The sequence below is a fragment of the Sphingobium sp. Z007 genome, assembly GCF_900013425.1.
GTDB lineage: Bacteria > Pseudomonadota > Alphaproteobacteria > Sphingomonadales > Sphingomonadaceae > Sphingobium.
On the sequence record NZ_FBXK01000001.1, the window covers coordinates 614,008 to 638,248 of the forward strand.

Sequence of the window (24,241 nt, forward strand, 5' to 3'; positions counted from 1 at the left end):
TCATATCTGAAAGCGATTTCCGTTCGTTTCGAGCGAAGTCGAGAAACATAGGCACGGCGCTATCGGCTTCTCGACTGCGCTCGAAGCGAACGGGTCAAGATAAAGTCATGTCGCTCTATGTCTTGCGAACGACAACCTCCACCCCGGCCAGCCCGCGCGTCAGGGCAAAGGGCTTATCGACATTGACGCAGGCCTCGACCACGCCGGGCCAACTCAGACATGCCTCACCCAACCGATGGGCAAACGTCTCGATCAGCGGGATATGCACTTCCGACAGCGCTTCGGCCGCGCGCACGATCCGGCGATAATCGATCGTCTCGCCGATCCCCTCGACCGCCCCGCCGTCGAGCAGCAGCTGGACGGTGATGACCAGCGGCTGGCGACGGCCGATCTCATCAGGGTTGATGCCGATATCGGCCAGCAGCGGCAGGTCCTTGACCCGGACCTTGGTCGTGACGGATGCCATATCAGGCGATGCTCCTCTGTGCGGCCAACACCGTATTGCTCAACAGGCAGGCGATGGTCATCGGCCCGACCCCGCCCGGCACCGGCGTCACCGCCTTGGCATGGTCCAGTTCATGGGTGGCGCAATCGCCCACGATCCGGCTGGCCCCATCATGGTCCACGACCCGCGTGATGCCGACGTCGATGACGACCGCGCCAGGCTTGACCCAATAGCCGCGCACCAGATGCGGTGCGCCCGCCGCCGCCACGATCACGTCGGCGGCGCGGGCGATATCGGGCAGGTTGCGCGTTTCGATATGCGTCACCGTCACCGTCGCCTCCCGCTCCAGCAGCAGCATCGCCACCGGCTTGCCCACGATGTTGGACTTGCCGATCACCACGACGTTGAGGCCCCGATAATCCTCGATCACGCTGTCGAGCAGCATCATGATGCCGAGCGGCGTGCAGGGCACCAGCCCCTGCGACCCGGTCGATAGTCGACCGACATTGACGGGATGGAAGCCATCGACGTCCTTGGCCGGCGCAATGCTATCCAGCACTCGCCCGGCCTCAATGTCCGGCGGCAGTGGCAGCTGGACCAATATGCCATGCACCGCCGGATCACCGTTCAGCGTATCGATCAGGTCGAGCAAGGCCTGCTCACCGCAATCCGCATCCATGCGCCGCTCGATCGATCCCATGCCGACCCTGCGACATTCGCTGATCTTGCGCCGCACATACATATCGCTGGCGGGATCGGCGCCCACCAGCACGACCGCTAGTGTCGGATCGATCCCGCCTGCCTTCAACTGCGCGACGTCCTGCGCCGTCCGTTCCGACAGCGCGCGCGCCATCGCCCGCCCATCGATGATGGCACTCATGGTTCAGCCCCGGAAGACGACGGTGCGCGCCTTGTTCATGAACACCCGGTCCTGCAGATGCAGCCGCACGCCTTCCGCCAGCACCCGCCGTTCGATGTCGCGGCCGCGACGGACCAGTTCGTCGGGCACGTCGGCATGGCCGATCATCTCGACATCCTGATGAATGATGGGGCCTTCGTCGAGATCGGCGGTCACATAATGGGCGGTCGCACCGATCATCTTGACGCCGCGCTCATAGGCCTGGTGATAGGGCTTGGCGCCCTTGAAGCCGGGCAGGAAACTGTGATGAATGTTGATGCAGCGCCCCGACAGGAACCCGGCCAGATCGTCGCTCAAAATCTGCATATAGCGCGCCAGCACCACCAGGTCCGCGCCGGTGTCGGTCACGACCTGCTTGATCTGCGCTTCCTGGGCGGATTTTGTGTCCTTGGTCACCGGGAAGTGGAAAAAGGGCATGTCGCCGATCAGCGAGGTGTGCAGCACTTCGCGCGGATGGTTGGAGATGATCCCCACCACATCCATCGGCAATTCGCCGATCCGCTGGCGATAGAGCAGGTCGCCCAGGCAATGATCCCATTTGGACACCATCAGCACGACCTTCTTGGGCGTGGCCTGGTCCGCCATCGACCAGTCCATGCCCGCTTCGGCGGCGATCGGAGCGAAACCGTCGCGCAGCGCGTCCAGCGTCTCACCCGCGCCAGGCTTGAACGCGACACGCATGAAGAAGGTGTTGTTCATCGCATCGTCGAACTGCTGGGCATCGACGATGTTGCAGCCATGGGCGGCCAGATAGCCGGCGACCTTCGCCACCAGGCCTGGCTTGTCGTCGCATTGCAATCGCAGCGTATAGATAGTCGTCACGTCAATCCTCCCACTTGTCCGTCTGCGTCAATGCGCGCGGGCATAGTCGTTGATCCAGGCGACCGTCTTTTCCAGGCCGCCAAAGGGGTAAAAATGCAGTCTTACGCGCCCATGCTCCTCGCCCAGCGACCGTTCGAATGTCTCGACCAGCTTGTCGGGACCGGCAGTGCCGAGCAGCTTCGTAATCGAAATACCATATTTTGCGAGCACGGAAGCGGACGCGCCGACGCCACAGCGGGCGGCAAAGCGCATCAGCGTCTTGATGCCCGCGGGACCGGGCACGCCGATGCGCACCGGGGCGTTGATGCCCTTGGCACGTAATTCGGACAGCCAGGACAGGACCGCATCGGCGTCGAACACGAATTGCGTCACGATCAGCGGCGCCATGCCGCGCCTTTCGATCTCGGCGCATTTGTCGAGCAGGACCGACCAGCATTGGTCCGGCGTCATGTTGGGATGCCCTTCGGGATGGCCGCCAATGCCGATGGCGCGGATGCCCGCGCGTTCGAACGCGCCGCTAGCGATCAGGGCGCTGCTGTCGGCATAGGGGCCTTCGGGTTCGGACGGGTCGCCCGCGATCACGAAACAGCGCCGCACGTCAGCTTCGGCGACGGCCGCCGCCAGATAATCCTCAAACTCGGTCGTTGATGTGATCCGGCGCGCGGAGAAATGCGGCATCGGTTCAAAGCCCAGGCTGCGGACCAGCTTGGTCGCCGCGATCCGGGCGGCGAAATCCTCGCCGGGCAGAAAGGTGACCGCAACGGGCGTCTCCGGCGCGATGGACGGGGCTGCCTCACGCAGCGATTCTACGTCCTTCGCCGTCATTTCCAGCGAATAGCCATCGACCATGTTGACGGGTGGCCGTTCCCAGTTCGGATGAATGACCGGCATATCCTATCCCCTTCAACCTTGCCTCTCCCGACTCCTCCTAACGCATCAGGCTAAATTCGCATAGATGAAATATTCATAGATACGAAATTCTATCAGTGCGAGATCTGAACCGGCGAGACCATGCATGACAAGGGGTGCCGCCACAAAATTGCGGCAGCACCAAGCAAACAGTTGGATGACGGTCAGGGTGTGACAGTGACGATGGCGCGCCGATAACTGGTCAGCGCAGGCTTGCCCACGTCCTGCGCCTCCAGAATAACGTGGAAGCGCGTCTCTTCCTCGACCGGCGGCGCAACAAAACGGGTATCTAGCGGGTCGCCGCGCTGCAATTCGATGCGGGGGTTGCGATTGACCGCTTCGGCTTCGCGATATTGCCACCAGCTATAAACGACCTGGTCGCCATCGGGATCGCGCGATCCGGCGGCGGACAGATGCACGATGTTACCGGCTTTGGCGGTCATCTCGACCGGCGCATTCCCCGCGGTGCCGTTAAGCACCAACTGCGGAGTGTGATTGGCCCCCTTATAATGTGCCTGAAGCGACCATTGGATGCGCGCGGCGAAATCATGCTGGAACGCCTCGCGCCAGCGCCAGATGGTCGCCTTGTTGGTCTGACGGGTTCTGCGGTCCGCGCCGATCACCAGATCGCTGGTGTCGGTCCAGATCCCGTCCCACTCAGACACTTTGCCGTAACGGCCGCCCCAACTGCCATAGTCAGGATGTTCGGGGTGGCCCAGACCATTGGGGACCAGATACAGGAAACTGGGCGTGTCGCCTTCCATGATGAACTGATAATCGGGATAGAGCGACCCCAGCGGCCCGATCTGCACATTTTCGCGCAGCCATTCCTTCGATACGGTGGTGAAATCCGGTCCGTCGAAATAGTACATGCGGTCGCCCGATATCCCGCCCCATGTGGACAGATTATAATGGCGGTGCGCGGTCAGGCTGACGATCCAGAACAGGTCGGGGAACATGCGCCGGACCCAGGGACCGGCATTGTCCTGATCGGAAATGGAATAGACGCGCAGCTTCGCAACGAACTTGGCCACATCGTCGGGCGTGCGGGTTTCGCGGACCTTCCACAATGCCTGCGCCAGATCGACCGCGCCGCCCCAGATCGTGATCCAGACCGGACGAGCATCCGGTTTGTCGACTGCGGCGATAATCGCTTCTGAACCGGCCGTATCCTTGCCCGCACCGACGCCCGCCATGCCATATTCCGGGCGGCCCGGCTTGACCGCGGCGCGCAGTGCGTCGGCGCTCGGCCAACCATCGGCATGGACCTTGAGATTGGGCAGCACCTGCGCATAGGCGTCGATACGGCGCAATATCTGTTCGGGATGGACGCTATCCTTCAGGTGCCGTGAGGTTGATGGCACTAACGCCTCTATGTCGAAAGCATTGGCGTAGAGTAGAAATCGGACCATCGACTCCATGTCGTCGGGGTCCGACCCGACATCGGTCAGTACGATGACGCGGGAGCGGGGAAGGCTATGGTCCGCCTTACTGTTGCGGCTGGGCGCGGCCGTAGTCGGCAACGCCGCCAGCGCCAGAACGCACAGCGCCGCGATCAACCCTAGCTTCATCAATGACCGTTCCCACCTGTAAAATGGGGCGAGGCCCAAGCCCCGCCCTGAAAGATCAGAAACGAACCCTGACGCCCCCGGAAAGGCGGCGACCGGTCTTACGATATTCCTTCGTCCGATCCGCGCTGACGGAGTAGATGAACTCCTTGGCGTCGTTGAGGTTGAGCGCGTCTGCGAACACGGTGAAGTTCGGCGTTACCTCATAGGACAGACCGGCATCGAGTTGGCCATAGGCGTCGAAATATTCCGGCTCGCCATTGCGGCCCACCGCCACCTGCAGGAACTTGTCGCGCCAGGTATAGGCAACCCGCGCCTGCACGCCATATTTTTCGTAGAAGCCCACCAGACTATAGCTATATTTAGACAAGCCTTCCAAACCATAGGAAACATTGGCGACCGCATTGGTGTAGTTGGCGTTGGACTGGGTATAGTTGAAGCTGGTCTGCACGCCCAGACCATCGAACGGCGCGGGCAGGGTGGTGAAGGCCTGGCGGTAACCGACTTCAAAGCCCTTGACCGTCGCGCCCTTGCCATTGCCCGGCACCGTCACTTGGAACGTCACCTGATCGACCGTCTGGGGCGTGGTGAAGAGGGCCACGAAGGAGTCGATCTTCTTATAGAAAGCAGCGAAGGACAGCAGCGAGGAGTCGGCGAAATACCATTCGACCCCGGCCTCGATCTGCTTGGCGCGGAACGGCTGCAAATCCGGGTTGCCGCGGCTGATCGTTTCATTGCCCGGATTGGTCTGGATCGATTGACGCGGCGACAGGTCGGTCAGGGTCGGGCGGGTCATCACCTTCGATGCGGACAGGCGCAGGATCAGGTCATCGGCCGCCTCCAGCTTGATATTCAGCGACGGCAGCCAATCGTCATATTTGCCACGGAAGCTGACCGGGACCACGCCGGATACCACGATGTCGTTCTGGCCGGTGGGGTTGCCGTTGGCGTCCACGCGGGGCTTGGCGCTCAGGATCGTGCGGGATGCGCCGGACGAGGTATAGTCGGTATTTTCGTAGCGCAGGCCGGCATTGATCGTCAGCGGCATGGATCCCAACGTCGTTTCGAAATTGGCCATGACATAGCCGATCTTCACCTTCTCATCGATCACTGACGAGGCCGACGGCGAGAAGACCGCGGGGTTGAACGCCTTGCCATCTTGCGTCGCAAACTGGTCGATCACGCCGACCAGTTGCTGCGGATTGTAGATCACCCAGTCGCGGATAATATTGTCCGGCCCCGCGCCCTGGAAGAAATTGCGGTTGGTCGAACTGAACAAGGATGTCGGCAGCACGCGATCGGAGCCGCAATAGGCGCATTGTTCGCCAAAGGGCATCTCATCCGATGTCAGCCGCTTGTTGCGGTTCGCGATCATGCCGCCGGTGAACAGCGTCAGGTTCGATGTCGCCTTCCATTCGGTATCGGCGCGATATTCATTGATCTTATCGTCGACGTCGGTGCCACCGCCCCAGATATAATAATGGGCGGTGATTCCCTGCGGATTGGTCGCGGCATTGGGATAGGTGGGGCTGGTGAAGCCATAATCATAGATCGGGCTATCACCGCGACGGTCGAACCACAGGTCGATATTCTTGCGGCGGATGGTAGTGAAAAGGTTATTCTCCTTGCCCCGCCGTTCCGCCTTGGAGCGGGAAGCGTCCAGCTTCAGCTTGAAGTTATCGACCGGCTTCCATTCGACATTGACGCCGAACTGGTCGGTCGTGACGTTGCGCTGGTCATATTGCAGGATCTGATCGACAAAGCCGCCCTGGTAGCGCTGATAGACCGCCTCGCCATCCTCGACCACCTGTTCGACCAACGTGCCACCGGAAAAATCATAGGCCAGCCCCGTCTGCTGCTCGGTGAACTTCGCCTTGGAATAGAGCCCGTCCAGCGTAACGGTCAGCGTGTCGGTGGGGCGGACCTGCAATGCGCCGGAAAAGCCATAGCGCTCCAGCCCGCGTTCGAAGAAGAAGGGTGACAGGTTGGACGGCATGGAGACATTGGCGAAGGGTGCCACATCCGGCCCGATGCGGCCGCCGTTGACGCCATTGGCGCGATAATAGGAATCGCCGCTCGACCGACGGACATGGCCCGCCCCGATCGTGAATTCGTCGTTGCGCGTCTTTCGCTTGGTATAGACGCCCGACAGCGAAATACCGAAGGTTCGGTCGGCATTGCGCCAGGACGCGACGCCGGAGACTTCCGGGTTGAACTTGTCGGCCAGCTCGGCCCACATCTGTCCGGCTGATCCGCTGAACGCGAACTGCTCCTTCTGGTCGATCGGCCGCAGCGTATGAACGTCCACGGTCGCGCCGATCGATGACCCGTTCAGGTTCGCCTGGGGCGATTTATATACGTCGGCGCCCGCGATGATTTCGGACGGCAGCACGTCGAAGGAAAATTCGCGGCCATTATTGTCGGTGGCGAGCGTGCGGCCGTTGACGGTGACGGCGTTGAACTTGGGTCCGAAGCCGCGGACGGTGATGTAGCGGCCCTCGCCGCGGTTCCGCTCGATCGTCACGCCGGCGACGCGCTGCAGGGATTCGGCGACATTCTGGTCGGGCAGCTTGCCCAGATCCTCCGCCACGATCGAATCGACCACGCCGATCGAGTCGCGCTTGATGTCGATCGACGCCTTCTGGCTGGCGCGGATGCCGGTGACGATGATGTCTTCGCTCGTTGCCGGATCGCTAGCCTGCGGCGCCGCCGCGGCCTGCGCAAAGGCTGCGCTGCCGATCGTCAGCGCCAGCCCCGATGCCGCAGCCATGCTTGCGAGACGGACTTTACCCACCTTCGTCATCTTCAACTCTCCCTATGTTTATTGTTGGCGTTTATGACGCGCCGCATCGCATATGTCAAATGACGTAATACATAATATGAATTTAGCGCACCGAGCGGATCGGCAGCACGCACAGCGCCGATCCGAACACGAACAGCAGCGCCGCGATGAAGATCGCGCGATAGTCATTGTCGAAAACGCCAAGCAGGATGGCGGCCATCACCGGGCTGAGAATCTGGGGAATGTTGACCGCCGTGGTCAGCACGCCCAGATCCTTGCCCTCGTCACCCAAAGCGCTTTTGGGCAGCACCTGCGTCATCAGCGCCATGTCGATCGACATGAACATGCCGTAGCCGATGCCGATCACCCCGGCATAAATCCACATGCCGGTCATGGATGGCGCGAGCAGCGGGGCCGTCATAGCCACGCCCATGATGAGGCTTCCCAGAACGACGAAGGGCTTGCGGCGTTGCCACCGGTCGGACAGCCAGCCTGAGATCAACGAGGACAAGACCAGGCATATCAGCGTCAGCAGCGCCATATTGGCGATGGCGATGTTCGACGCGCCGTCGGCCAGGCCGATATAGTCGCGCAATATATAGAGAAGATAGGCGGCGACCGCCTGATAGCCCATATAGATGGTAAAGCGGCTGGCAAAGGCCCAGGCGAAATCGGGATGTTCGCGCGGACTGATCCAGAAGCTCTTGAAGAAACTGCCCCAGTGGATCGGACGTCGGGGCATCGCATCGCTCGGCGGCTCGCGATTGAGCGCGACGAATGCGAGGCACGAGGCGGCGATCGCGGCTGCGAACAGGCCATAGGCCAGCACCCGCTCCCCGGCCAGATAGCCGGCGACCACCGTGCCCGCCGTCAGCCCCGCGGTCATGCCCGCGCCGACGACGCCCGATACGCCACCGCGCGATACCGGTGAGAAGCGATCGGCGATCAGTGTCGTCATCGCCGGCTGCATGGCGTTATAGGCGATGGCGGCCATGACCCAGAGGATCATCAGTGACCAGAAACTGGTCATCAACGACACGCCGAACAGGCAGAGCGAGCCGATAAGCGATGCAATGGCGATCCAGGGCGTGCGCCGGCCCCAGCGGCTGCGCGTTCGATCCGACAGGGCGCCTGCGATCGGCGTCGCCAGGGTCGAGAAAACGGAGGTAATGGCGAACAGCAGCGCCAGATTGTTCTCCTTGGCTCCAGGCGACAGTTCGGCGATCTGGTTGGGCAGGAGCACACCCAACACGCCGCTGTAGAGCGCCATCAGCAGGAAGAAATTGACCATTAGCGACAGTTGCAGCCGGATGCGCGCTGCGCCGGTCACCCAGGCTGGCGAGTCATCGTCGCTAGGGACGGGGATGCTGTGCATCAGTCGGCCGCCCCGCCCTCAGGGACCAGGCGCAGTCCGGCATTACGCGGTCGGCGATGCGGCCCGCCGCGCACGTTCCAGCCATTGCCCGCAACGCTTCGCGCGATCGCCGCTTCGTCGATGATGATGCCCAATCCGGGCCGGTCACCCAGCACGATGCCGCCATCGGCAATTTGCTGATCGACGTCAAAGCCGGTGGGAAAGGCGAAATCCTGCACCTCGATGCCGATCATGTTCGGCACCGCGGCGGCGGCATGGGCGACCGGATTGGCGTTATAGGCGACCGGTGATACAGGCAGCCCGCGGGCATGGGCCGCCATGGCGACGCGGTGGAAATGGGTGATGCCCCACACGCTGCCGGTCTGCACGATGTCCACGGCGCAGGCATCGAACAAGGGCGCATATTGTTCCAGGCCGGTGAGATTTTCGCCTGTCGCCACCGCCGTTTTGACGGCGCGCGCTATGGCGGCATGGCCCGCCGCGTCCCAGCGACGCACCGGCTCCTCGATCCAGGTCAGGTCGATCTTCTTCTCGATCTCGGTCAGGTGCCGGATCGCCTGCTTGCAGTTCCACGCTTCGTTGACGTCCAGCATCAGCGCAGGCCGACTGCTGTTGCGCGACAGGATGTCACGCACTGTTTCCAGTCGGGCGATGTCGCGGTCCAGATCGCGGCCGCCCTTGATCTTGGCTGCGGTGAACCCGCGATCGGCCCAGGCGTCATAATGGCTGGCGAACGCCGCCTCATCCAAGCCGTAGCATAGGCCGGATGCATAGCCCGGTACAAACCTGTCGCCCGCGCCCAAAGTGCGCCACAGCGGCTCCTCGGCCATCTTCGCCTTCAAATCCCAAAGCGCCATGTCGATTGCCGCTATCGTTCCGAAGGTGGCGCCGGCATGACCGCTTTTGAACACATGGGCGAGCATGGAGTCATACAGGCTTGATACCGCCCGTGGGTCTGCGCCCTCGACCGCGGGGAACAGCCGGCCGATCTCGCCATGCTGGCCAAGCCCGATGCCGGCCAGCCCGCCATCGGTTTCCAGCAGCAGGACCGGGACTTCGGTCACGCCCGCTTCCACGACGCCGTTGACGTCGCCGACCGGGCGGCGCCAGTCATGATAGGCGGTAAGGCTGCGATAGCCTGTAATCTTCATCGGCGTGTAATCCTCATCGGGATGTCCTCTACCCTTCCGGTCTAGCCGGCTCTGAGTCATATTATGTATTATCTATCTCGTTTGACAAGTCTTGACGGCGCTTGTCAATCGGGTCCACGCTGGAAATTAGCGTCATGCAGGGCGCAGGCATGACAAAGGGCGTGACGATACATGCAGGATAGACTGGCCGGCGGGGCTTTGGCGGCAACGCAAAGGGTGCGGCGGCGTCCCCGCCTGGCCGAAGCGGTGGTCGAGGATCTGGTCAATGCGATCGTGACCGAAATGTACCCTGCCGGCACCGCGCTGCCGCCCGAAAACATGCTGTGCGACCTATATGGCGTCAGTCGGACCGTGGTGCGCGAAGCGACGACGGCACTGACCGAGAAGGGCCTGGTGGTATCGCAACAGGGGCGCGGGACGATCGTGCGCGATTCGCGCGACTGGAACCTGCTGGACCCGATGATCCTGGCCGCCCTGTTCCGGCGGGAGGATGGCCTGTCTTATCTCGATAATCTCTCCGAGATCCGTTCTTCGCTGGAAGCGTCGATGGCGGCCAAGGCAGCGAAGAATGCGACGTCTGAAAACATCGCTGAACTGACGGCGCAGATCGACAAGCTGGAAGGGCTGGTGGAAATGCCGGCCGCTTATGTGCTGGAGGATGTGCATTTCCACGACATCATCATGCGCATATCGGGCGACCGGCTGAGCAAGGCGATCATCGACGGCATCCAGGGCAAGGCGCTCAACACGCATGGCTATGCCGGCAAGCTGAGCGTCGCGCATGTGCGGGACACCCAGGCGGCGCATCGGCGCGTCCACGACGCGATCGTCGCAGGCGATCCAGAGGCGGCCGGCCGCGCGATGCGCGAACATATCGAATCCTCCTGGGCGAAGCGGCGCAGTTCCCGCGCTCAGGCCTAGCGCGCTTCTCAGGGCTGTTGATCCAGCCCGTAAATCTGCTCCATTTCGGCCCAGGTGATGTCCGGCGCGAAGGGCAAGGGGCGTTGAAATGTCCGCATCAGCGCGTCCCAGGCCTGCACGTCCGGGTTGGCGGCGTCCCGCGCCGCCTTGGCAGCGCCGTTCGGCGCAAGAGCATTGTCCTGCTCCAGGAGCATGACGATCCGATCGCCTACAATCCATATCTGCAAATCCGTCACGCCATCGGCGCGGATCGCATCGGTCACTGCCTGCGGTGGGCCGCCGGGTTTGTGCCACTCGCGGTAACGCGCGATCGACTCCGGTTCGTCCACCAGATCGACCACGAAGCAGCGTCGCACAATCTCACCCAATGTCATTCTCCCGGTTGACGGTAGCACACAGCCTATATATTCATAATACGTCGTACAAGATGGAGAGGCTAAAATGGCCCGGCTTTATGGCGGCGACGTGTCGAAACGGCACATCGCCGAACGATCCGGCGCGCTATCGCAATTTGCAGGCGTGCGATTGATGACCTTGGCGGACGGGGTGGAGCGCGGCGTGCGGATGCTGCAATTCCGCACTGGTTCTGGCCTTGCCTTCACCGTGCTGGTGGACCGCGCCATGGACATCGCCGAATGTGACCATGCCGGGCGCGCGGTCGGCTGGCATTCGCCATCGGGCTTCCGCCATCCTGGCCTGCACGACTATGAAGGCGAGGGCGGCCTTGGCTGGTTCCGCTCCATGTCCGGCCTCAACATCACCTGCGGCCTCGACCATATCCTGTTCATGCATGACGATCCGGCCGGCCATTATCATTATGGCCCGCGCGAGAAGGTGTCTTCTTCGCTGCACGGCCGGGTCGGCACCATCCCAGCGCAACTCACCGGCTATGGCGAGCAATGGGATGGCGACGCCTGCACCTTTTGGGCCGAAGGCATCGTCCGCCAATCTACGGTGTTTGGCGAGGACTTGCACCTCATCCGCCGGATCGAGGCCGATCTGGGCGGTGATGAAATCCGCCTGACCGACCGCGTGGTCAATCATGGCTTCTACCGCACGCCGCATATGTTCTGTTATCATATCAATGTCGGCCATCCGGTCGTGGCGGAGGGCGCGCGCTATGTCGCGCCGATCCGCGACGTGCTGTGGGCCGCCCACGCCGATGACTATCAGGCGCAGGGCGTGGGCTATCGCACTTTGCCAGCGCCGATCGTCAACTTCCATGAGCAGGTGTGGCAGCATGACATGGCGCCCGACGCAGATGGACGCGTCGAAGTCGCCATAGTCAACGAAGCGCTGGGCTTCGGCTTCTCGGTCCTCACCCGCAAGGATCAATTTCCCGCCATGTTCGAATGGCAGAATCTCCATGCCGGCCATTATGCGGTGGGGATCGAACCATCGACCAACCATGTGCTAGGCAAGGATTTCGCACGCGACCGGGGCGAACTGATCGAACTGGAGCATGGCGAGGAACGCCGCTACGACACGATCCTGCGCGTCCTGCCCGATGCCGGTGCGGTGGTGGCGGCGGTGGCCCGGATCGAGGGTGTCCAGCGTCAGCCGGACGAGGATTATCCCATGCCTTCCGGCGACTATCCCCGGATCGGGGGCGCAGCATGAAGGGTCGGACGGTCCTCTACACCGGCGCGGCCGGGGGCCTGGGTCTCGACACGACGCTGCTGCTGATCGAAGGCGGGGCGACCGTGATCGCGATCGACAATGATCCGGCCAAGGTGGCGCGGCTCACCAAAGCGGCGGCAGGCAAGGGACCGGGGCGACTGGTCGTATCGACCGCCGATCTCTCCGACCTCGCCAGCTTTCGCGCAACGCTCGACACGCTCCTTGTCGACCATGGCGGCTTCGACATCGTCATTAACAATGCCGCCATCTACCCGTCCAAGCCGTTCGAGGATTTTTCGATCGAGGAGCATCAACTGGTCCAGCGGATCAATGTCGATGCCGGGATCGTCGCGGTGCAGGCGGCGCTGCCGGGGATGCGCGCCAGAGGCTTCGGGCGCATCATCAATATCGCCAGCATCACCCTGTCGGGCGGCTGGGCGAACCTGTCGCCCTATGTCGCGTCGAAGGGTGCGCTGGTCGGCCTGACCCGCGCCTGGGCGCGCGAATTCGGCCCCCATGGGGTCACCGTCAACGCGATCGCACCGGGCGCCTTCCCGACCGACGCAGAAAAAATCCACCCCGATCCGCTAGGCTATAACCGCATGGTGTTGGATGCGCAGGCGGTCAAGCGCCGCGGCGTCGCTGCCGATATCGCCTATGCCATCGCCTTTTTCGCCGCCGAGGAAGCGGGCTTCATCACTGGCCAGACGCTGCACGTCAACGGCGGCTGGGTCATGGCCTGAAGGACCATCAATGACCATTCTCAAGGATATTCGCGTTCTCGACTGCTCGATCGCCATGGCCGGGCCGTTCGCGGCGCAGCGGTTGGGCGATATGGGCGCCGACGTCGTCAAGGTCGAACCGACTAGCGGCGAATGGCAGCGCCACGCCTCGGCCGGCGGCGCGACCGGCAACAGCATCAACGTCTCCTTCCTCTCGCTCAACCGCAACAAGCGGTCGCTGGCGATCGATCTGAAATCGCCCGAAGGCAAGGCGGTGCTGCTCGACCTCGTGAAGGACGCCGACATCTTCCTCCAGAACTACCGCCCCGGCGTCGCCGAACGGCTTGGCGTCGATTATGCGACCCTGTCTGCGATCAACCCGCGCCTCATCTATGTGTCCATGTCCGGCTATGGCGAGGATGGACCCTATCGCCTTTATCCGGGGCAGGATCTGCTGCTCCAGGGCATGTCGGGCGCCATGCTGTCGGCCGGGGCGGAAGGCGCGCCGCCATCGCCCGCCGGCCAATATCTGGTCGATGCGGTGACCGCCTATACCGCCTTCGAAGGCGCGCTCGCCGCGCTCTTCCACCGCGAACGGACCGGGGAGGGGCAGCTGGTGCAGGTCAATATGCTCGACGCCATAACGACCCTCCAGATGCAGGAATTGTCGGTCTTCACCGTTGGCGGCAAAGCGCAGACGCGCTCTGCCGAACCCCACGCCCACAGCTATATCCGCGCGCCCTATGGCGTGTTCGCGACGGCCGACGGCTATATGACGCTGGCCATGGCGTCGCTCAAAACATTGGGGCAGGTGCTGGACGATCCCTTCTTTGCCGAACTGGATGAAGAACGGGACGGCTGGACCCAGCGCGACGCCATCTTCGCCCAGGTGAAGACGCATCTCGTCACCCGTGATACCGCCTATTGGCTGGAGACGTTCCGCGCCGTCGATATCTGGTGCGGGCCGGTCTATGGCTATGCCGACTTGGTCGACGATCCACAGATCCAGCACAACGGCACTTTCGTCGAATATGACCATGCGACCGAAGGCCGGGTCAAGGTGCCGGGCTTCCCCATCCGCTTCTCCAAGACGCCGTCCGCCATTACCCGCGGCGCGCCGCTGGTCGGCGAACATAGCCGCGATGTGCTGGGGGAAATCGGTCGCAGCGAAGAGCAAATCGCGCAGCTGATCGAATCCGGCGTGGTGCGCCAGCACGCATGAGCCTGCCCCATTATCGCGGCCTGACCTGGGATCATCCGCGCGGCTATCGCGCGCTGGAGGCGGCGGCGCGCGATATCGCGCCGGAGCAGGGGCTGACCATCGCCTGGGACCGCCATGCGCTGGAGGGGTTCGAAGCTGCGCCGATCGCCGATCTGGCCGCGCGCTACGACCTGATCGTGCTCGACCATCCGCATGTCGGCGAAGCGGTGGCGCAGGACTGCCTGCTGCCGATGGAAAGCCTGTTCGATGCCATCATGCTGGCGGAGTTGGAGAGGGCGGCGATCGGCCGTTCGCTCGTCAGTTATCGTTATGCCGATGCGCATTGGGCGCTGCCGCTCGACGCCGCGACGCAGGTCATGGCCCATGCCCGCGACCGGATCGATATACCACCCTCGACCTGGGATGCCGTGATCGCACTCGCCGCCAGCCAGCCCGTCGCGCTGTCGCTTGCCGGGCCGCACGCCATCCTCTCCTTCCAATCGATCGTTGCTGCACTGGGCGCGGTTCGTCCGGTAGACGGATTTGTCGATCGGCAGGCGGGCCGCGACGCCTATGCGATCATGGCGGCGCTGACAGGGGCGACCAGCCGCGCTTTTGTAGAGTCCAATCCTATCGCGCTGCTCGAAGCGATGGCGGCGGGTAAGGATATTGCCCTTGTGCCGCTCATTTACGGATATGTGAATTATGCCGCCGCAGGGCGCGTGAGTTTCGCTGATGCGCCGCGCGGGTCATCGGGCATCGGATCGATCCTGGGCGGCACCGGCATCGCCGTGTCGAAACGCTGCGCCATGACCCCGGCGCTCAAAACGCACCTCCTTTGGCTGATGAGCGAGGAGGCCCAGCGCGACTTCATTCCCGCGCAGGACGGCCAGCCCTCGCTGCGCACCGCCTGGGCCGACCCGCAGGTCGATGCCCGCTGGGGCGGCTTCTACAGCGGGACGCGCGCCACGCTGGAGGCGGCCAGCCTGCGTCCGCGCCATGATGGCGCCATTCCCTTTCAGACCGAAGCCTCCGCCCGGCTCCGCGCCGCCCTGATCGACGGCGAGCCTGCCGATCCGGTGCTGGATACTATCGAAGCGGCTTTCCACCGCCATCATCGCAAAGGAACCGAGCTATGAGCGCCCAACTGCGCTTCGACATCGCCGATCGCATCGCCACTATCACGCTCAACCGCCCGGAAAAGCTCAACGCGATGACGCCGGAGATGGCGGCGGCGCTGGTCGATTCGGTCAGCGAGTGCAACAGTTCCGACGCGGTGCGCGTGCTGATCGTGACGGGTGCGGGGAAGAAGGCTTTCTCGGCCGGTTCCGATATTGCGACGCTGGACGCCTATGCGACCCCCTGGGACTTTCGCAACCGGCAGGATTATTGCGATGCGCTGCGCGCCTGCCGCAAGCCGGTAATCGCGGCGATCAACGGCTATGCCCTGGGCGGGGGGCTGGAAACCGCCATGGCCTGCGACATCCGCATCGCGTCGAGCAACGCCCGCTTTGCCGCGCCGGAAATCAAGCTGGGCTGGATCGGCGGCGGCGGCATGGCGGTGGGGCTGGCCCATTCGATCGGCATGTCGAACGCGGCGCTAATGCTCTACACCGGCGATATGGTTAGCGCCGAGCAGGCCTTGGCTTGGGGGCTGATCAGCGAAGTGACCGCGCCCGACCAGTTGCTGGCGCGCGCGCAGGCTATCGCCGCCACCATTGCGGAGCGCGCCCCGATCGCCGCGGAAACCGCCAAGCTCAACCTGCGCGCCGCGCACCAGATGCCTTATGACAAGGCGATCGACTATGAGCGCGATCTGCAAGCGATCTGCTTCGCCACAGCCGACGCCGCCGAGGGTCGCGCCGCCTTTGCCGAGCGGCGCGCGCCCGATTTCCACCGGCGCTGACCCATGGACCTGACCCCAGCCGCGATCCTGCCGACCGATCCCCAAGCCCTCTTGTTCGGTCGCGTCTGGCGGCCCGATCGCGACGGGCCGTCGCTGGTGCGGGTCGATGGCGATCGACTGACCGATATCTCCATCTGCTTCGCGACCGCGCGCGACCTGTGCGAAGCCGCCTCCCCGGCGCAGGCGCTGCGCGACGCGAAGGGCGAGGATGCCGGCTCCCTTGCCGACATCCTCGCCAACACCCCGCCGGAGCGCCGCGATCCGACGCAGCCCTGGCTGCTGTCCCCCATCGACCTGCAAGCCGTGAAGGCGGCAGGCGTGACCTTCGTCACATCTATGCTGGAACGGGTGATCGAGGAGAAAGCGCGGGGCGACCGGCAAGCCGCCGTCCAGATTCGCGAGCAGGTGCGCGCGCTGGTCGGTAACGATCTGCGCGACCTCAAGCCAGGGTCGCCGCAGGCCGCGCAACTCAAGCAGACGCTGATCGACGCAGGCGCATGGAGCCAATATCTGGAGGTCGGCATCGGCCCCGACGCCGAAATCTTCACCAAGGCGCAGCCGATGGCGACGGTTGGCGCGGGCAGCGCCATCGGCGTCCATCCCGCGTCGGTCTGGAACAATCCAGAACCCGAAGTGGTGCTGGTGATCGCATCGGACGGGCGGATTGTCGGCGCGACGCTGGGCAATGACGTCAATCTGCGCGATGTCGAGGGGCGCTCTGCGCTGCTGCTGGGCAAGGCCAAGGACAATATGGCCGCGGCGGCGGTCGGCCCCTTCGTGCGGTTGTTCGACGGCGGCTTCGACCTCAAGGCGGTGGAGGCGATCACCGTCTCCCTGTCCGTCCATGGTCGGGACGGCTTCGTCATGGAAGGGCGATCGGCGATGGCGCAGATCAGCCGTTCCCCCGCAGAGCTTGCGGCGCAGGCGGTGAACGCCCATCATCCCTATCCCGATGGCCTCATCCTCTATCTCGGCACGCTCTTCGCGCCAACACAGGACCGGGGCGAGCCGGGACGGGGTTTCACCCATGCGGAAGGAGACGAGGTGCGGATTGGCTGTGATGAGTTGGGGACTTTGGTGAATCGGGTGACGGCCACCGATCGGGTCGAACCATGGACCTTTGGCGTCGGCGCGCTAATGCGCAACCTGGCCCGGCGAGGCCTGTTGTGAGCGCGCGCCCCCGCATCCTTCTCACCCGGCGCTGGCCGGAGGAGGTCGAACAACGGTTGATAGCGTCCTATGACGTGACCCTAAACGAAAGTGACCGGCCGATGGACGCGGCGTCGCTGGCCCAGGCGATGCGCGATCATGATGCGCTCTGCCCGACCGTCACCGATCGGCTGACGCGCGACATCGTGCTGGCCCAAGGGCGCCGGGCGCGGATCATTGCCAATTATGGCGCGGGCTATGAGCATATCGATCTCGACGCCGCGCGCGAAGCGGGGCTGGCCGTCACCAACACGCCCGATGTGCTGACGGAGGCGACCGCCGACATCGCCATGACCCTGATGCTGATGGCGATGCGCCGGGCAAGCGAGGGTGAGCGCGAGTTGCGGGCCGGCGACTGGGCCGGCTGGCGGCCGACCCATATGATCGGCCAGTCGCTCGACGGCAAGCTGCTGGGGCTGGTCGGCTTCGGCCGGATCGCGCGCGCAGTGGCCAAGCGTGCGGCGGCCTTCGGGATGCGCATCGCCTATCATAGTCGGCGGCCAGCCGACGATATGCCGGCCGATGCCTATTTTGCCGATCTTGGCGCGCTGGCGCAGCAGGCGGATGTCCTGTCGCTCCATGCGCCGGGCGGCGCGGAGACGCGGCACATGGTCGATGCGGCGTTGCTGGCGCGGATGCCGGTCCATGGCGTGCTGGTAAATACCGGGCGGGGATCGCTGGTCGATGAAGCCGCGCTGGCGCAGTCCCTGGCGGAGCAACGGATCGCAGCCGCCGGGCTTGACGTCTATGAAAGCGAACCGCAGGTGCATCCCACTCTGATTGCCCTGCGCAATGTCGTGCTGCTCCCGCATCTGGGCAGTGCGACGATCGAGGCGCGCACCGCCATGGGGATGAAGGTCGCGGACAATCTCGACCGTTTCTTTGCCGGCGAGCCGCTGCATGACCCCGTCGCTTGACCGGATCGCCGCGGCGACGCGGACATGGCTTGCGGCGACCGACCGGCCGCTGATCCTGGGCCTGTGCGGCGCGCAGGGATCGGGCAAATCGACGATCGCGGCCGGATTGCAAACGCAGATGGAGGCGGAAGGACGGCGGACCGCGATCCTGTCGCTAGACGACCTCTATCTGAGCGGCGCGGCGCGGGCGCGACTGGCGCAAGCGGTGCATCCGCTCTTTCGCACGCGCGGGGTGCCGGGCACCCATGATGCAGTGCGCGGCATCGCCATTCTGGATGTGGCCAAGGGCGGTGAGGCGCTGCTGCTGCCGCGTTTCGACAAGGGACGGGACGAACCGTTCGCGCAGGATGAAGCGGCCGGGCCGGTCGATCTGCTGATCTTCGAGGGCTGGTGCGTCGGTGCGCGGCCGCAGGCGGAAACGGCGCTCGCCGCGCCGGTCAATGCGCTGGAGCGGCGCGAAGACCCGGACGCGGTCTGGCGGCGGCATGTCAACCGCCAGCTCTGGGGCATCTATGCCGAATTGTTCGCCCGCATCGACCGGCTGGTCCTGCTCGCCGCGCCTGACTTTGCCGTAGTGCGCGACTGGCGCGGGCAGCAGGAGGAGGCTTTGTGGGCCAGCAAGGCCAGCGGGGCGATGGACGCCGCGCAACTCGACCGCTTCGTGCAGCATTATGAGCGGCTGACCCGGCATATATTGGCGGAAATGCCGGGCCGCGCTGATCTCACACTATCCCTCGACCATAACCGCCAGCCAAGGGCCGCAGCATGATTATTTCCTCTCCGCTCGACTATCGCGAAGCGGCGCGACGGCGGCTGCCGTGCTTCCTGTTCGACTATGTCGATGGTGGCGCCTTTGGCGAAGAGACGATGGCGGCCAATCGCGCCGACCTGGCCGATATAAAGCTGCGTCAGCGGGTGCTGCGCGATGTGTCGGCGCTCAGCCTGGAAACCACGCTGTTCGGCGAAAAGATGGCGATGCCGCTGCTGCTCGCCCCGATCGGTCTGGGCGGCATGATGCGGCGGCGCGGCGAGTTGCAGGTGGCGCGCGCCGCCTGTCGCGCCTCCATTCCCTATATCCTGTCGACCGTCAGCGTCTGTTCGGTGACCGAAGTGATCGAGGATTGCGGAAGGCCGGTCTGGTTCCAGCTTTATGTGCTCAAGGATCGCGGCTTCATGCGTCATGCGCTGGAGCGGGCGCAGGCGCTGGGCGTGACCAAGCTGGTCTTCACCGTCGATATGCCTTTGCCCGGCGCGCGCTATCGCGACGCCCATTCGGGGATGAGCGGCCCCCATGCGCCGCTGCGCCGGATGATTCAGGCGATGGGGCGGCCCGGTTGGGCGTGGGACGTGGGTTTGCGAGGGCGGCCCCATGACCTGGGCAACGTCTCCGCCTATCGCGGCCAGCCCACCGATCTGGCCGATTATATCGGCTGGCTGGGCGCCAATTTCGATCCGTCCATCACCTGGGCCGACCTGGAATGGATACGCGACGCATGGAAGGGCGAGATGATCGTCAAGGGCATATTGGACCCGGACGATGCGCGCGATGCCGTGCGTTTCGGCGCGGACGGCGTTATCGTGTCCAACCATGGCGGGCGGCAATTGGACGGCGCGCTATCGACTGCACGCGCCCTGCCGGCCATCGCCGATGCGGTGGGCGACGACTTGACCGTGCTGGTGGATGGCGGGGTGCGGACCGGATTGGACGTGGTGCGGATGCTGGCTTTGGGCGCGCGCGGCGTTCTGCTGGGCCGCGCCTATATCTACGCGCTGGCGGCGCAGGGGGAGCCGGGCGTGACCCATCTTCTGGACCTGATTGCGCAGGGGATGAAGCTATCGATGGCGCTCAGCGGCGCGAAAAGCGTCAACGAGTTGGACAGTTCTACGCTGGTTTAGGGTTGGCACACCACTCTCATTATGTAATACGTCATACAACATAATGAGAGGATCGCAGCATGAGCAGCGTGATAGAGCGCGCGATGTTCAGCCGTCGCGCCATGACGGCGGGTTTGGGCGTGGCTTTCGCACTGGCGGCATCGCCGGTCCGCGCCACCGGCTCGCTGAGCGGCTTCCACAATGTTCGCGACCATGGCGCGCGCGGTGACGGCATCGCGATCGATTCCGACTCCATCAACCGCGCGATCGAGGCCGCCAGCGCGGCGGGGGGCGGGACGGTGGTCGTGCCGCCGGGCCATTATCTGTGCTTCTCGATCCGCCTGAAAAGCTACATCACGCTGCTTCTGATGCCCGGCAGCATCATCGAGGCGGCCGATCCTCGCCGGCACAAGGGCCGCTATGACCTGCCCGAAGGCGTGTATGACGAACAATATGTCGATTATGGCGTCGCCCATTTCCACAACGCCCTGATCTATGGCGATGGCGTCACCGATGTCGCGATCGTGGGACGCGGGCTGATCCACGGCATCGGCCTGGACCGCGAAGGGCCGACCCCACGCTGGCACGGCATGGCCGGGTGGAAGTCGCCCAAGGAGCAGGGGCTGTCCGCCGATGCCGCGCGCCGGGCGATCCCGCGCGAAATGGCTTATGAAGGGCGCGGCAATAAAGCGGTGGCGCTGCGCCGCTGCCGCAATGTGCTGCTGCGCGACTTCACCATCCTGCAGGGCGGGCATTTCGCCTGCTATGTGCTGGGATCGACCAACGTGACGATCGACAATCTGACGGTCGATACCGATCGCGACGGCATAGACATTGATTGTTGCCGCGACGTGCGGATCAACAACTGCATCGTCAACGCGCCCAAGGACGACGCGATCGTCCTCAAAAGCAGTTATGCGCTGAACGAGCCGGTCTTTTGCGAGGATGTGACCGTCATCGGTTGCAAGACCAGTGGCTATGACTTGGGATCGCTGGTCGGCGGCAGCTATCGCCCGTCGCCCTATCGTTCAGTGGATGACGTCGGCGTTCTGGGACGGATCAAACTCGGCACCGATTCCGCCACGGGCTTCCGCAATATCCTGATCTCTGGTTGCACCTGCGAACATACGCGGGGATTGCAACTGGGCGCGATCGATGGGGGCGTGCTGGAGGACGTGACCTTCAGCGACATCAACCTGCGCAACCCGGTCAACCATCCTATTTTCGTTCGGCTGGCGGCGCGCAACCGGTCCCCGCGCGGCACTGGTCCCTCGCGGGTGCGGCGGGTGCGTTTTTCCGACATCAATGTGTCGGGCGCGCCCGGTCCCTATGCCTGTGGCATCATCGGCAATCCCGGTGAACCGATCGAGGATGTGAGCTTCTCCAACGTCCATGTCCGCTCGGCCGGCGGCGGCAGCGAAGCCGATGCGCGCCGCGCCATTCCCGAACGGCCCGCCAGCAGTCTGGAGCCGAGCTTCATGGGCGCGTTTCCGTCCCATGGCCTCTATGTCCGCCACGCCCGCAACATCAGCCTGCGCGACGTCAGTTTCGATGTGGATGCGGCGGATGCCCGCCCGGCGATAATGTTCGACGATGTGCAGGGCGCGGCGGTGGATGGTTTGCGCTCCCGCCATGCGCGCGATGCCGCGATCCGATCGGTCGCGAGCAGCGGCATCCAGATCGGCGATGTCCAGACATTGGTTTGAAGGAATGACGATGCGCTATGGTTTCGCCCTTGCCCTGCTGCTGCCCGGTCTTGCCCAGGCGGCGACGGAAACGCCGCTCGCCAATGGATGGCGCTTCGTGAAGGCGGATGCGACCGGAGCGGGGGCGTCTGATTTCGATGATCGCGTCTGGACACCGGTCAGCGTGCCGCACACCTACAACGCCGAAGACTCCGGCATCGGCGGGGCCAAGGCGCGGGGCGAGCCGGAGGGCGTCTATTATCGCGGGCCTGCCTGGTATCGGCTGGCGATCGACCATAAGCCGGAACCGGGGAAACGCTATGCGCTGCATTTGGGCGGCGCGACGCTGAAGGCCGATATCTGGCTCAACGGCCTGAAGCTGGGCGCGCATCAGGGCGGCTATGGCGCATTCCGCCTGGACGCGACCGATGCCCTCAAACCGGGGCGCAATATACTGGCGGTGCGGGTCGACAACAGCCGCGACACTCATATCGCGCCGCTCAACGGCGACTTCAACGTCTTTGGCGGCCTCTATCGCAGCGTGTCGCTCATCACGACGAACGCGCTGGCAATCGACCGGCTCGACCATGCCGGGCCGGGGGTTCAGGTGCGGACGGTCGCATTGCAGTCGCGCCGCGCGACGATCGATGTCGCCGTGGCGGTGCGCAACGATCGCGCCACGCCTGCGCGGTTCACCATTGCCAGCCGGATCGTGGACGCGACCGGCAAGATCGTGGCCCGGCATGTCGCGCCTGCGACCCTGACCGCTGGTGCGCGGGAGTCGGTGAAGCAGACTATCGCCCTGCCTAACCCGCATCTTTGGGAAGGGCGCAAGTCGCCCTATCTCTACCATGTCGTGACCGACGTGGTGGAGGGCGGCCAGGTCATCGACAGCCAGAGCGTGCCGCTGGGCGTCCGCACCATCGCTGTAAAACCCGACGGCACGGTGCTGCTCAACGGCGCGCCCTACCGGCTCCATGGCGTCAACCTCCAGCATCCCACGCGCTTTGGCCGTGGGCCGATCGTCACCGATGCTGAGATCGACGAGGATCTGGGTATATTCGCTGACATGGGCGCAACCGCGCTGCGCCTAGCGCATATGCAGCATCCCGCGCGCGTCTATGAGCGGGCGGACGAACTGGGCCTGCTGCTGCTGACCGAAGTGCCGCTGATCGACGATCATGACCCCTCGGACGCCTTTCGCGACAATCTGGTCGATCAGATGCGTGAACTGATCGCGCAGACGGGCAATCATCCCTCGGTCGCGCTATGGGGCATCGGCAATGAAATCCGCAAGTCGGATGCCGCTTCCAACCGCATCCTCGCCGAATTGCAGGCGACGGCCAGAGCGCTCGATCCGACCCGGCCGACCACCTATGCCCATTGCTGCCTGGAGGATAGCGATCCGATCGCCCAGCATAGCGATACGGTGTCCTATAACCGCTATTTCGGCTGGTACTGGACCAAGTCGGAAGACATTGGGCCGTGGGCCGACGCACTCCACGCCAAGCTGCCAGGGCGCCCGATCGGGGTGAGCGAATATGGCGCGGGGGCGAGCATCCTGCATCAGGAAGATCCGGTGGTGAAGCGGCCGGAATCCAACGGCTATTGGCATCCCGAACAATATCAGACCGATTTCCACATCAAACATTGGCGCGAAATGAAAAAGCGGCCCTTCCTGTGGTCGACTTTCGTCTGGGTCGGGATCGACTTCCCCTCCTTCAAGCGCAACGAAGGCGACCGGCCGGCGATCAACGACAAGGGGCTGGTGAGCGAGGATCGCAAGGTCCGCAAGGACGCCTATTATTGGTATCAGGCCAATTGGTCGGACGTGCCGATGCTCCACATCGCCAGCCGCCGCGATGTTATGAAGCGCACGCAGCGGGTGAAGGTGCAGGTTTTTTCCAACCAGCCTGCGGTGGACTTGCGCCTGAACGGCGGGGCGTGGACACGCGTGCCGGTGGAGGATCATATCGCCACATGGGATATCGATCTTGCCAAGGGCGACAATGTGGTTGAGGCCAAAGCGCAGGCGGGCGTCAAGGCGTTGACCGATGCAGTGCGCTGGACCTGGACGACGCGGCCTTAGTCGTCCCTGACACCTGTTCGTTTCGAGCGAAGTCGAGAAACGTCGAGCACCCGCTTCTCGACTGCGCTCGAAGCGTACGGAAGGCAGGCAAAAAAATAGCCGCCCGGCGAACCGGGCGGCCAGTG

General features: G+C 64.0%; 21 protein-coding genes. 12 read left to right on the forward strand and 9 right to left on the reverse strand.

Translation table 11 applies throughout. The annotated features are described in order from the left end of the window. Positions 1-115: 115 nt before the first annotated feature. The 8 genes from CEQ44_RS02870 to CEQ44_RS02905 all read right to left on the reverse strand — a co-directional run bounded on the left by CEQ44_RS02870 (position 116) and on the right by CEQ44_RS02905 (position 9,971). The gene (locus CEQ44_RS02870) at positions 116-466 is read right to left on the reverse strand and encodes a dihydroneopterin aldolase (protein WP_088182898.1); all 351 of its coding nucleotides are present in this window, start codon (positions 464-466) and stop codon (positions 116-118) included. A 1-nt stretch (position 467) separates the two neighbouring features. Continuing rightward, positions 468-1,325 carry a bifunctional 5,10-methylenetetrahydrofolate dehydrogenase/5,10-methenyltetrahydrofolate cyclohydrolase gene (locus tag CEQ44_RS02875; RefSeq protein ID WP_088182897.1) on the reverse strand — a complete coding sequence of 286 codons (858 nt, stop codon included), beginning with the start codon at positions 1,323-1,325 and terminating at the stop codon, positions 468-470. 3 nt (positions 1,326-1,328) lie between these two features. Next, positions 1,329-2,186 carry a formyltetrahydrofolate deformylase gene (purU, locus tag CEQ44_RS02880; RefSeq protein ID WP_088182896.1) on the reverse strand — a complete coding sequence of 286 codons (858 nt, stop codon included), beginning with the start codon at positions 2,184-2,186 and terminating at the stop codon, positions 1,329-1,331. A 27-nt stretch (positions 2,187-2,213) separates the two neighbouring features. Next, entirely contained in the window at positions 2,214-3,077 is an 864-nt protein-coding gene (locus tag CEQ44_RS02885) for a methylenetetrahydrofolate reductase (protein ID WP_088182895.1), read from the reverse strand. Positions 3,078-3,259: 182 nt separating this feature from the next. Beyond that, positions 3,260-4,666, reverse strand: coding sequence for a DUF1593 domain-containing protein (locus CEQ44_RS02890; RefSeq protein WP_088182894.1), 1,407 nt, complete (start codon positions 4,664-4,666; stop codon positions 3,260-3,262). A 55-nt stretch (positions 4,667-4,721) separates the two neighbouring features. After that, entirely contained in the window at positions 4,722-7,466 is a 2,745-nt protein-coding gene (locus CEQ44_RS02895; protein WP_088182995.1) for a TonB-dependent receptor, read from the reverse strand. Positions 7,467-7,548: 82 nt separating this feature from the next. Further along, positions 7,549-8,820 carry an MFS transporter gene (locus tag CEQ44_RS02900; RefSeq protein WP_088182893.1) on the reverse strand — a complete coding sequence of 424 codons (1,272 nt, stop codon included), beginning with the start codon at positions 8,818-8,820 and terminating at the stop codon, positions 7,549-7,551. Further along, on the reverse strand, positions 8,820-9,971 hold the full coding sequence (locus CEQ44_RS02905; RefSeq protein ID WP_088182892.1) for a mandelate racemase/muconate lactonizing enzyme family protein: 1,152 nt from the start codon (positions 9,969-9,971) through the stop codon (positions 8,820-8,822). Before CEQ44_RS02905 ends, CEQ44_RS02900 begins: the two co-directional genes overlap by 1 nt. A gap of 171 nt (positions 9,972-10,142) precedes the next feature. Here CEQ44_RS02905 and CEQ44_RS02910 point away from each other — a divergent pair, with 171 nt between their 5' ends. After that, on the forward strand, positions 10,143-10,892 hold the full coding sequence (locus CEQ44_RS02910; RefSeq protein WP_088182891.1) for a FadR/GntR family transcriptional regulator: 750 nt from the start codon (positions 10,143-10,145) through the stop codon (positions 10,890-10,892). Positions 10,893-10,900: 8 nt separating this feature from the next. Here CEQ44_RS02910 and CEQ44_RS02915 read toward each other — a convergent pair whose 3' ends face one another. Further along, on the reverse strand, positions 10,901-11,266 hold the full coding sequence (locus CEQ44_RS02915) for an L-rhamnose mutarotase (protein ID WP_088182890.1): 366 nt from the start codon (positions 11,264-11,266) through the stop codon (positions 10,901-10,903). A gap of 67 nt (positions 11,267-11,333) precedes the next feature. On the opposite strand from CEQ44_RS02915, the gene CEQ44_RS02920 reads away from it, so the two are divergent. From CEQ44_RS02920 to CEQ44_RS02970, 11 genes are read left to right on the forward strand one after another with little or no spacing between them, the layout of a single operon-like run. Then, positions 11,334-12,512, forward strand: coding sequence for an aldose 1-epimerase family protein (locus CEQ44_RS02920; protein ID WP_088182889.1), 1,179 nt, complete (start codon positions 11,334-11,336; stop codon positions 12,510-12,512). Next, complete coding sequence (locus CEQ44_RS02925) at positions 12,509-13,255, forward strand: SDR family NAD(P)-dependent oxidoreductase (protein WP_088182888.1); 747 nt, start codon at positions 12,509-12,511, stop codon at positions 13,253-13,255. Before CEQ44_RS02920 ends, CEQ44_RS02925 begins: the two co-directional genes overlap by 4 nt. A gap of 10 nt (positions 13,256-13,265) precedes the next feature. After that, entirely contained in the window at positions 13,266-14,456 is a 1,191-nt protein-coding gene (locus CEQ44_RS02930) for a CaiB/BaiF CoA-transferase family protein (protein ID WP_088182887.1), read from the forward strand. Then, complete coding sequence (locus CEQ44_RS02935) at positions 14,453-15,574, forward strand: hypothetical protein (RefSeq protein WP_088182886.1); 1,122 nt, start codon at positions 14,453-14,455, stop codon at positions 15,572-15,574. The genes CEQ44_RS02930 and CEQ44_RS02935 overlap by 4 nt, the downstream gene beginning before the upstream one ends. Beyond that, positions 15,571-16,341, forward strand: a complete 771-nt coding sequence (locus CEQ44_RS02940) for an enoyl-CoA hydratase/isomerase family protein (protein WP_088182885.1) — start codon at positions 15,571-15,573, stop codon at positions 16,339-16,341. The genes CEQ44_RS02935 and CEQ44_RS02940 overlap by 4 nt, the downstream gene beginning before the upstream one ends. Positions 16,342-16,344: 3 nt before the next feature. Further along, complete coding sequence (locus CEQ44_RS02945) at positions 16,345-17,511, forward strand: fumarylacetoacetate hydrolase family protein (RefSeq protein WP_088182884.1); 1,167 nt, start codon at positions 16,345-16,347, stop codon at positions 17,509-17,511. Beyond that, entirely contained in the window at positions 17,508-18,467 is a 960-nt protein-coding gene (locus CEQ44_RS02950; RefSeq protein ID WP_217894992.1) for a D-glycerate dehydrogenase, read from the forward strand. Before CEQ44_RS02945 ends, CEQ44_RS02950 begins: the two co-directional genes overlap by 4 nt. After that, positions 18,451-19,236 carry a kinase gene (locus CEQ44_RS02955; RefSeq protein WP_088182882.1) on the forward strand — a complete coding sequence of 262 codons (786 nt, stop codon included), beginning with the start codon at positions 18,451-18,453 and terminating at the stop codon, positions 19,234-19,236. Before CEQ44_RS02950 ends, CEQ44_RS02955 begins: the two co-directional genes overlap by 17 nt. Continuing rightward, a complete protein-coding gene (gene lldD, locus CEQ44_RS02960; protein WP_088182881.1) occupies positions 19,233-20,363 on the forward strand; it encodes an FMN-dependent L-lactate dehydrogenase LldD in 1,131 nt (376 codons plus the stop codon). Before CEQ44_RS02955 ends, lldD begins: the two co-directional genes overlap by 4 nt. A 59-nt stretch (positions 20,364-20,422) precedes the next feature. Continuing rightward, positions 20,423-22,048, forward strand: a complete 1,626-nt coding sequence (locus CEQ44_RS02965; RefSeq protein WP_254913612.1) for a glycoside hydrolase family 28 protein — start codon at positions 20,423-20,425, stop codon at positions 22,046-22,048. A gap of 10 nt (positions 22,049-22,058) precedes the next feature. After that, positions 22,059-24,116: a glycoside hydrolase family 2 protein gene (locus tag CEQ44_RS02970; protein ID WP_254913611.1), complete on the forward strand. Its 2,058-nt coding sequence runs from the start codon at positions 22,059-22,061 to the stop codon at positions 24,114-24,116. Positions 24,117-24,241: the final 125 nt, after the last annotated feature.

What these genes read in the sequence shown, in the direction of transcription:
- CEQ44_RS02870 (WP_088182898.1), bottom strand. Translation starts at nt 466, where the DNA reads ATGGCATCCGTCACGACCAAGGTCCGGGTCAAGGACCTGCCGCTGCTG.
- CEQ44_RS02875 (WP_088182897.1), bottom strand. Translation starts at nt 1,325, where the DNA reads ATGAGTGCCATCATCGATGGGCGGGCGATGGCGCGCGCGCTGTCGGAA.
- CEQ44_RS02885 (WP_088182895.1), bottom strand. Translation starts at nt 3,077, where the DNA reads ATGCCGGTCATTCATCCGAACTGGGAACGGCCACCCGTCAACATGGTC.
- CEQ44_RS02890 (WP_088182894.1), bottom strand. Translation starts at nt 4,666, where the DNA reads ATGAAGCTAGGGTTGATCGCGGCGCTGTGCGTTCTGGCGCTGGCGGCG.
- CEQ44_RS02895 (WP_088182995.1), bottom strand. Translation starts at nt 7,466, where the DNA reads ATGACGAAGGTGGGTAAAGTCCGTCTCGCAAGCATGGCTGCGGCATCG.
- CEQ44_RS02900 (WP_088182893.1), bottom strand. Translation starts at nt 8,820, where the DNA reads ATGCACAGCATCCCCGTCCCTAGCGACGATGACTCGCCAGCCTGGGTG.
- CEQ44_RS02905 (WP_088182892.1), bottom strand. Translation starts at nt 9,971, where the DNA reads ATGAAGATTACAGGCTATCGCAGCCTTACCGCCTATCATGACTGGCGC.
- CEQ44_RS02910 (WP_088182891.1), top strand. Translation starts at nt 10,143, where the DNA reads ATGCAGGATAGACTGGCCGGCGGGGCTTTGGCGGCAACGCAAAGGGTG.
- CEQ44_RS02915 (WP_088182890.1), bottom strand. Translation starts at nt 11,266, where the DNA reads ATGACATTGGGTGAGATTGTGCGACGCTGCTTCGTGGTCGATCTGGTG.
- CEQ44_RS02920 (WP_088182889.1), top strand. Translation starts at nt 11,334, where the DNA reads ATGGCCCGGCTTTATGGCGGCGACGTGTCGAAACGGCACATCGCCGAA.
- CEQ44_RS02925 (WP_088182888.1), top strand. Translation starts at nt 12,509, where the DNA reads ATGAAGGGTCGGACGGTCCTCTACACCGGCGCGGCCGGGGGCCTGGGT.
- CEQ44_RS02930 (WP_088182887.1), top strand. Translation starts at nt 13,266, where the DNA reads ATGACCATTCTCAAGGATATTCGCGTTCTCGACTGCTCGATCGCCATG.
- CEQ44_RS02935 (WP_088182886.1), top strand. Translation starts at nt 14,453, where the DNA reads ATGAGCCTGCCCCATTATCGCGGCCTGACCTGGGATCATCCGCGCGGC.
- CEQ44_RS02940 (WP_088182885.1), top strand. Translation starts at nt 15,571, where the DNA reads ATGAGCGCCCAACTGCGCTTCGACATCGCCGATCGCATCGCCACTATC.
- CEQ44_RS02945 (WP_088182884.1), top strand. Translation starts at nt 16,345, where the DNA reads ATGGACCTGACCCCAGCCGCGATCCTGCCGACCGATCCCCAAGCCCTC.
- CEQ44_RS02955 (WP_088182882.1), top strand. Translation starts at nt 18,451, where the DNA reads ATGACCCCGTCGCTTGACCGGATCGCCGCGGCGACGCGGACATGGCTT.
- lldD (WP_088182881.1), top strand. Translation starts at nt 19,233, where the DNA reads ATGATTATTTCCTCTCCGCTCGACTATCGCGAAGCGGCGCGACGGCGG.
- CEQ44_RS02965 (WP_254913612.1), top strand. Translation starts at nt 20,423, where the DNA reads ATGAGCAGCGTGATAGAGCGCGCGATGTTCAGCCGTCGCGCCATGACG.
- CEQ44_RS02970 (WP_254913611.1), top strand. Translation starts at nt 22,059, where the DNA reads ATGCGCTATGGTTTCGCCCTTGCCCTGCTGCTGCCCGGTCTTGCCCAG.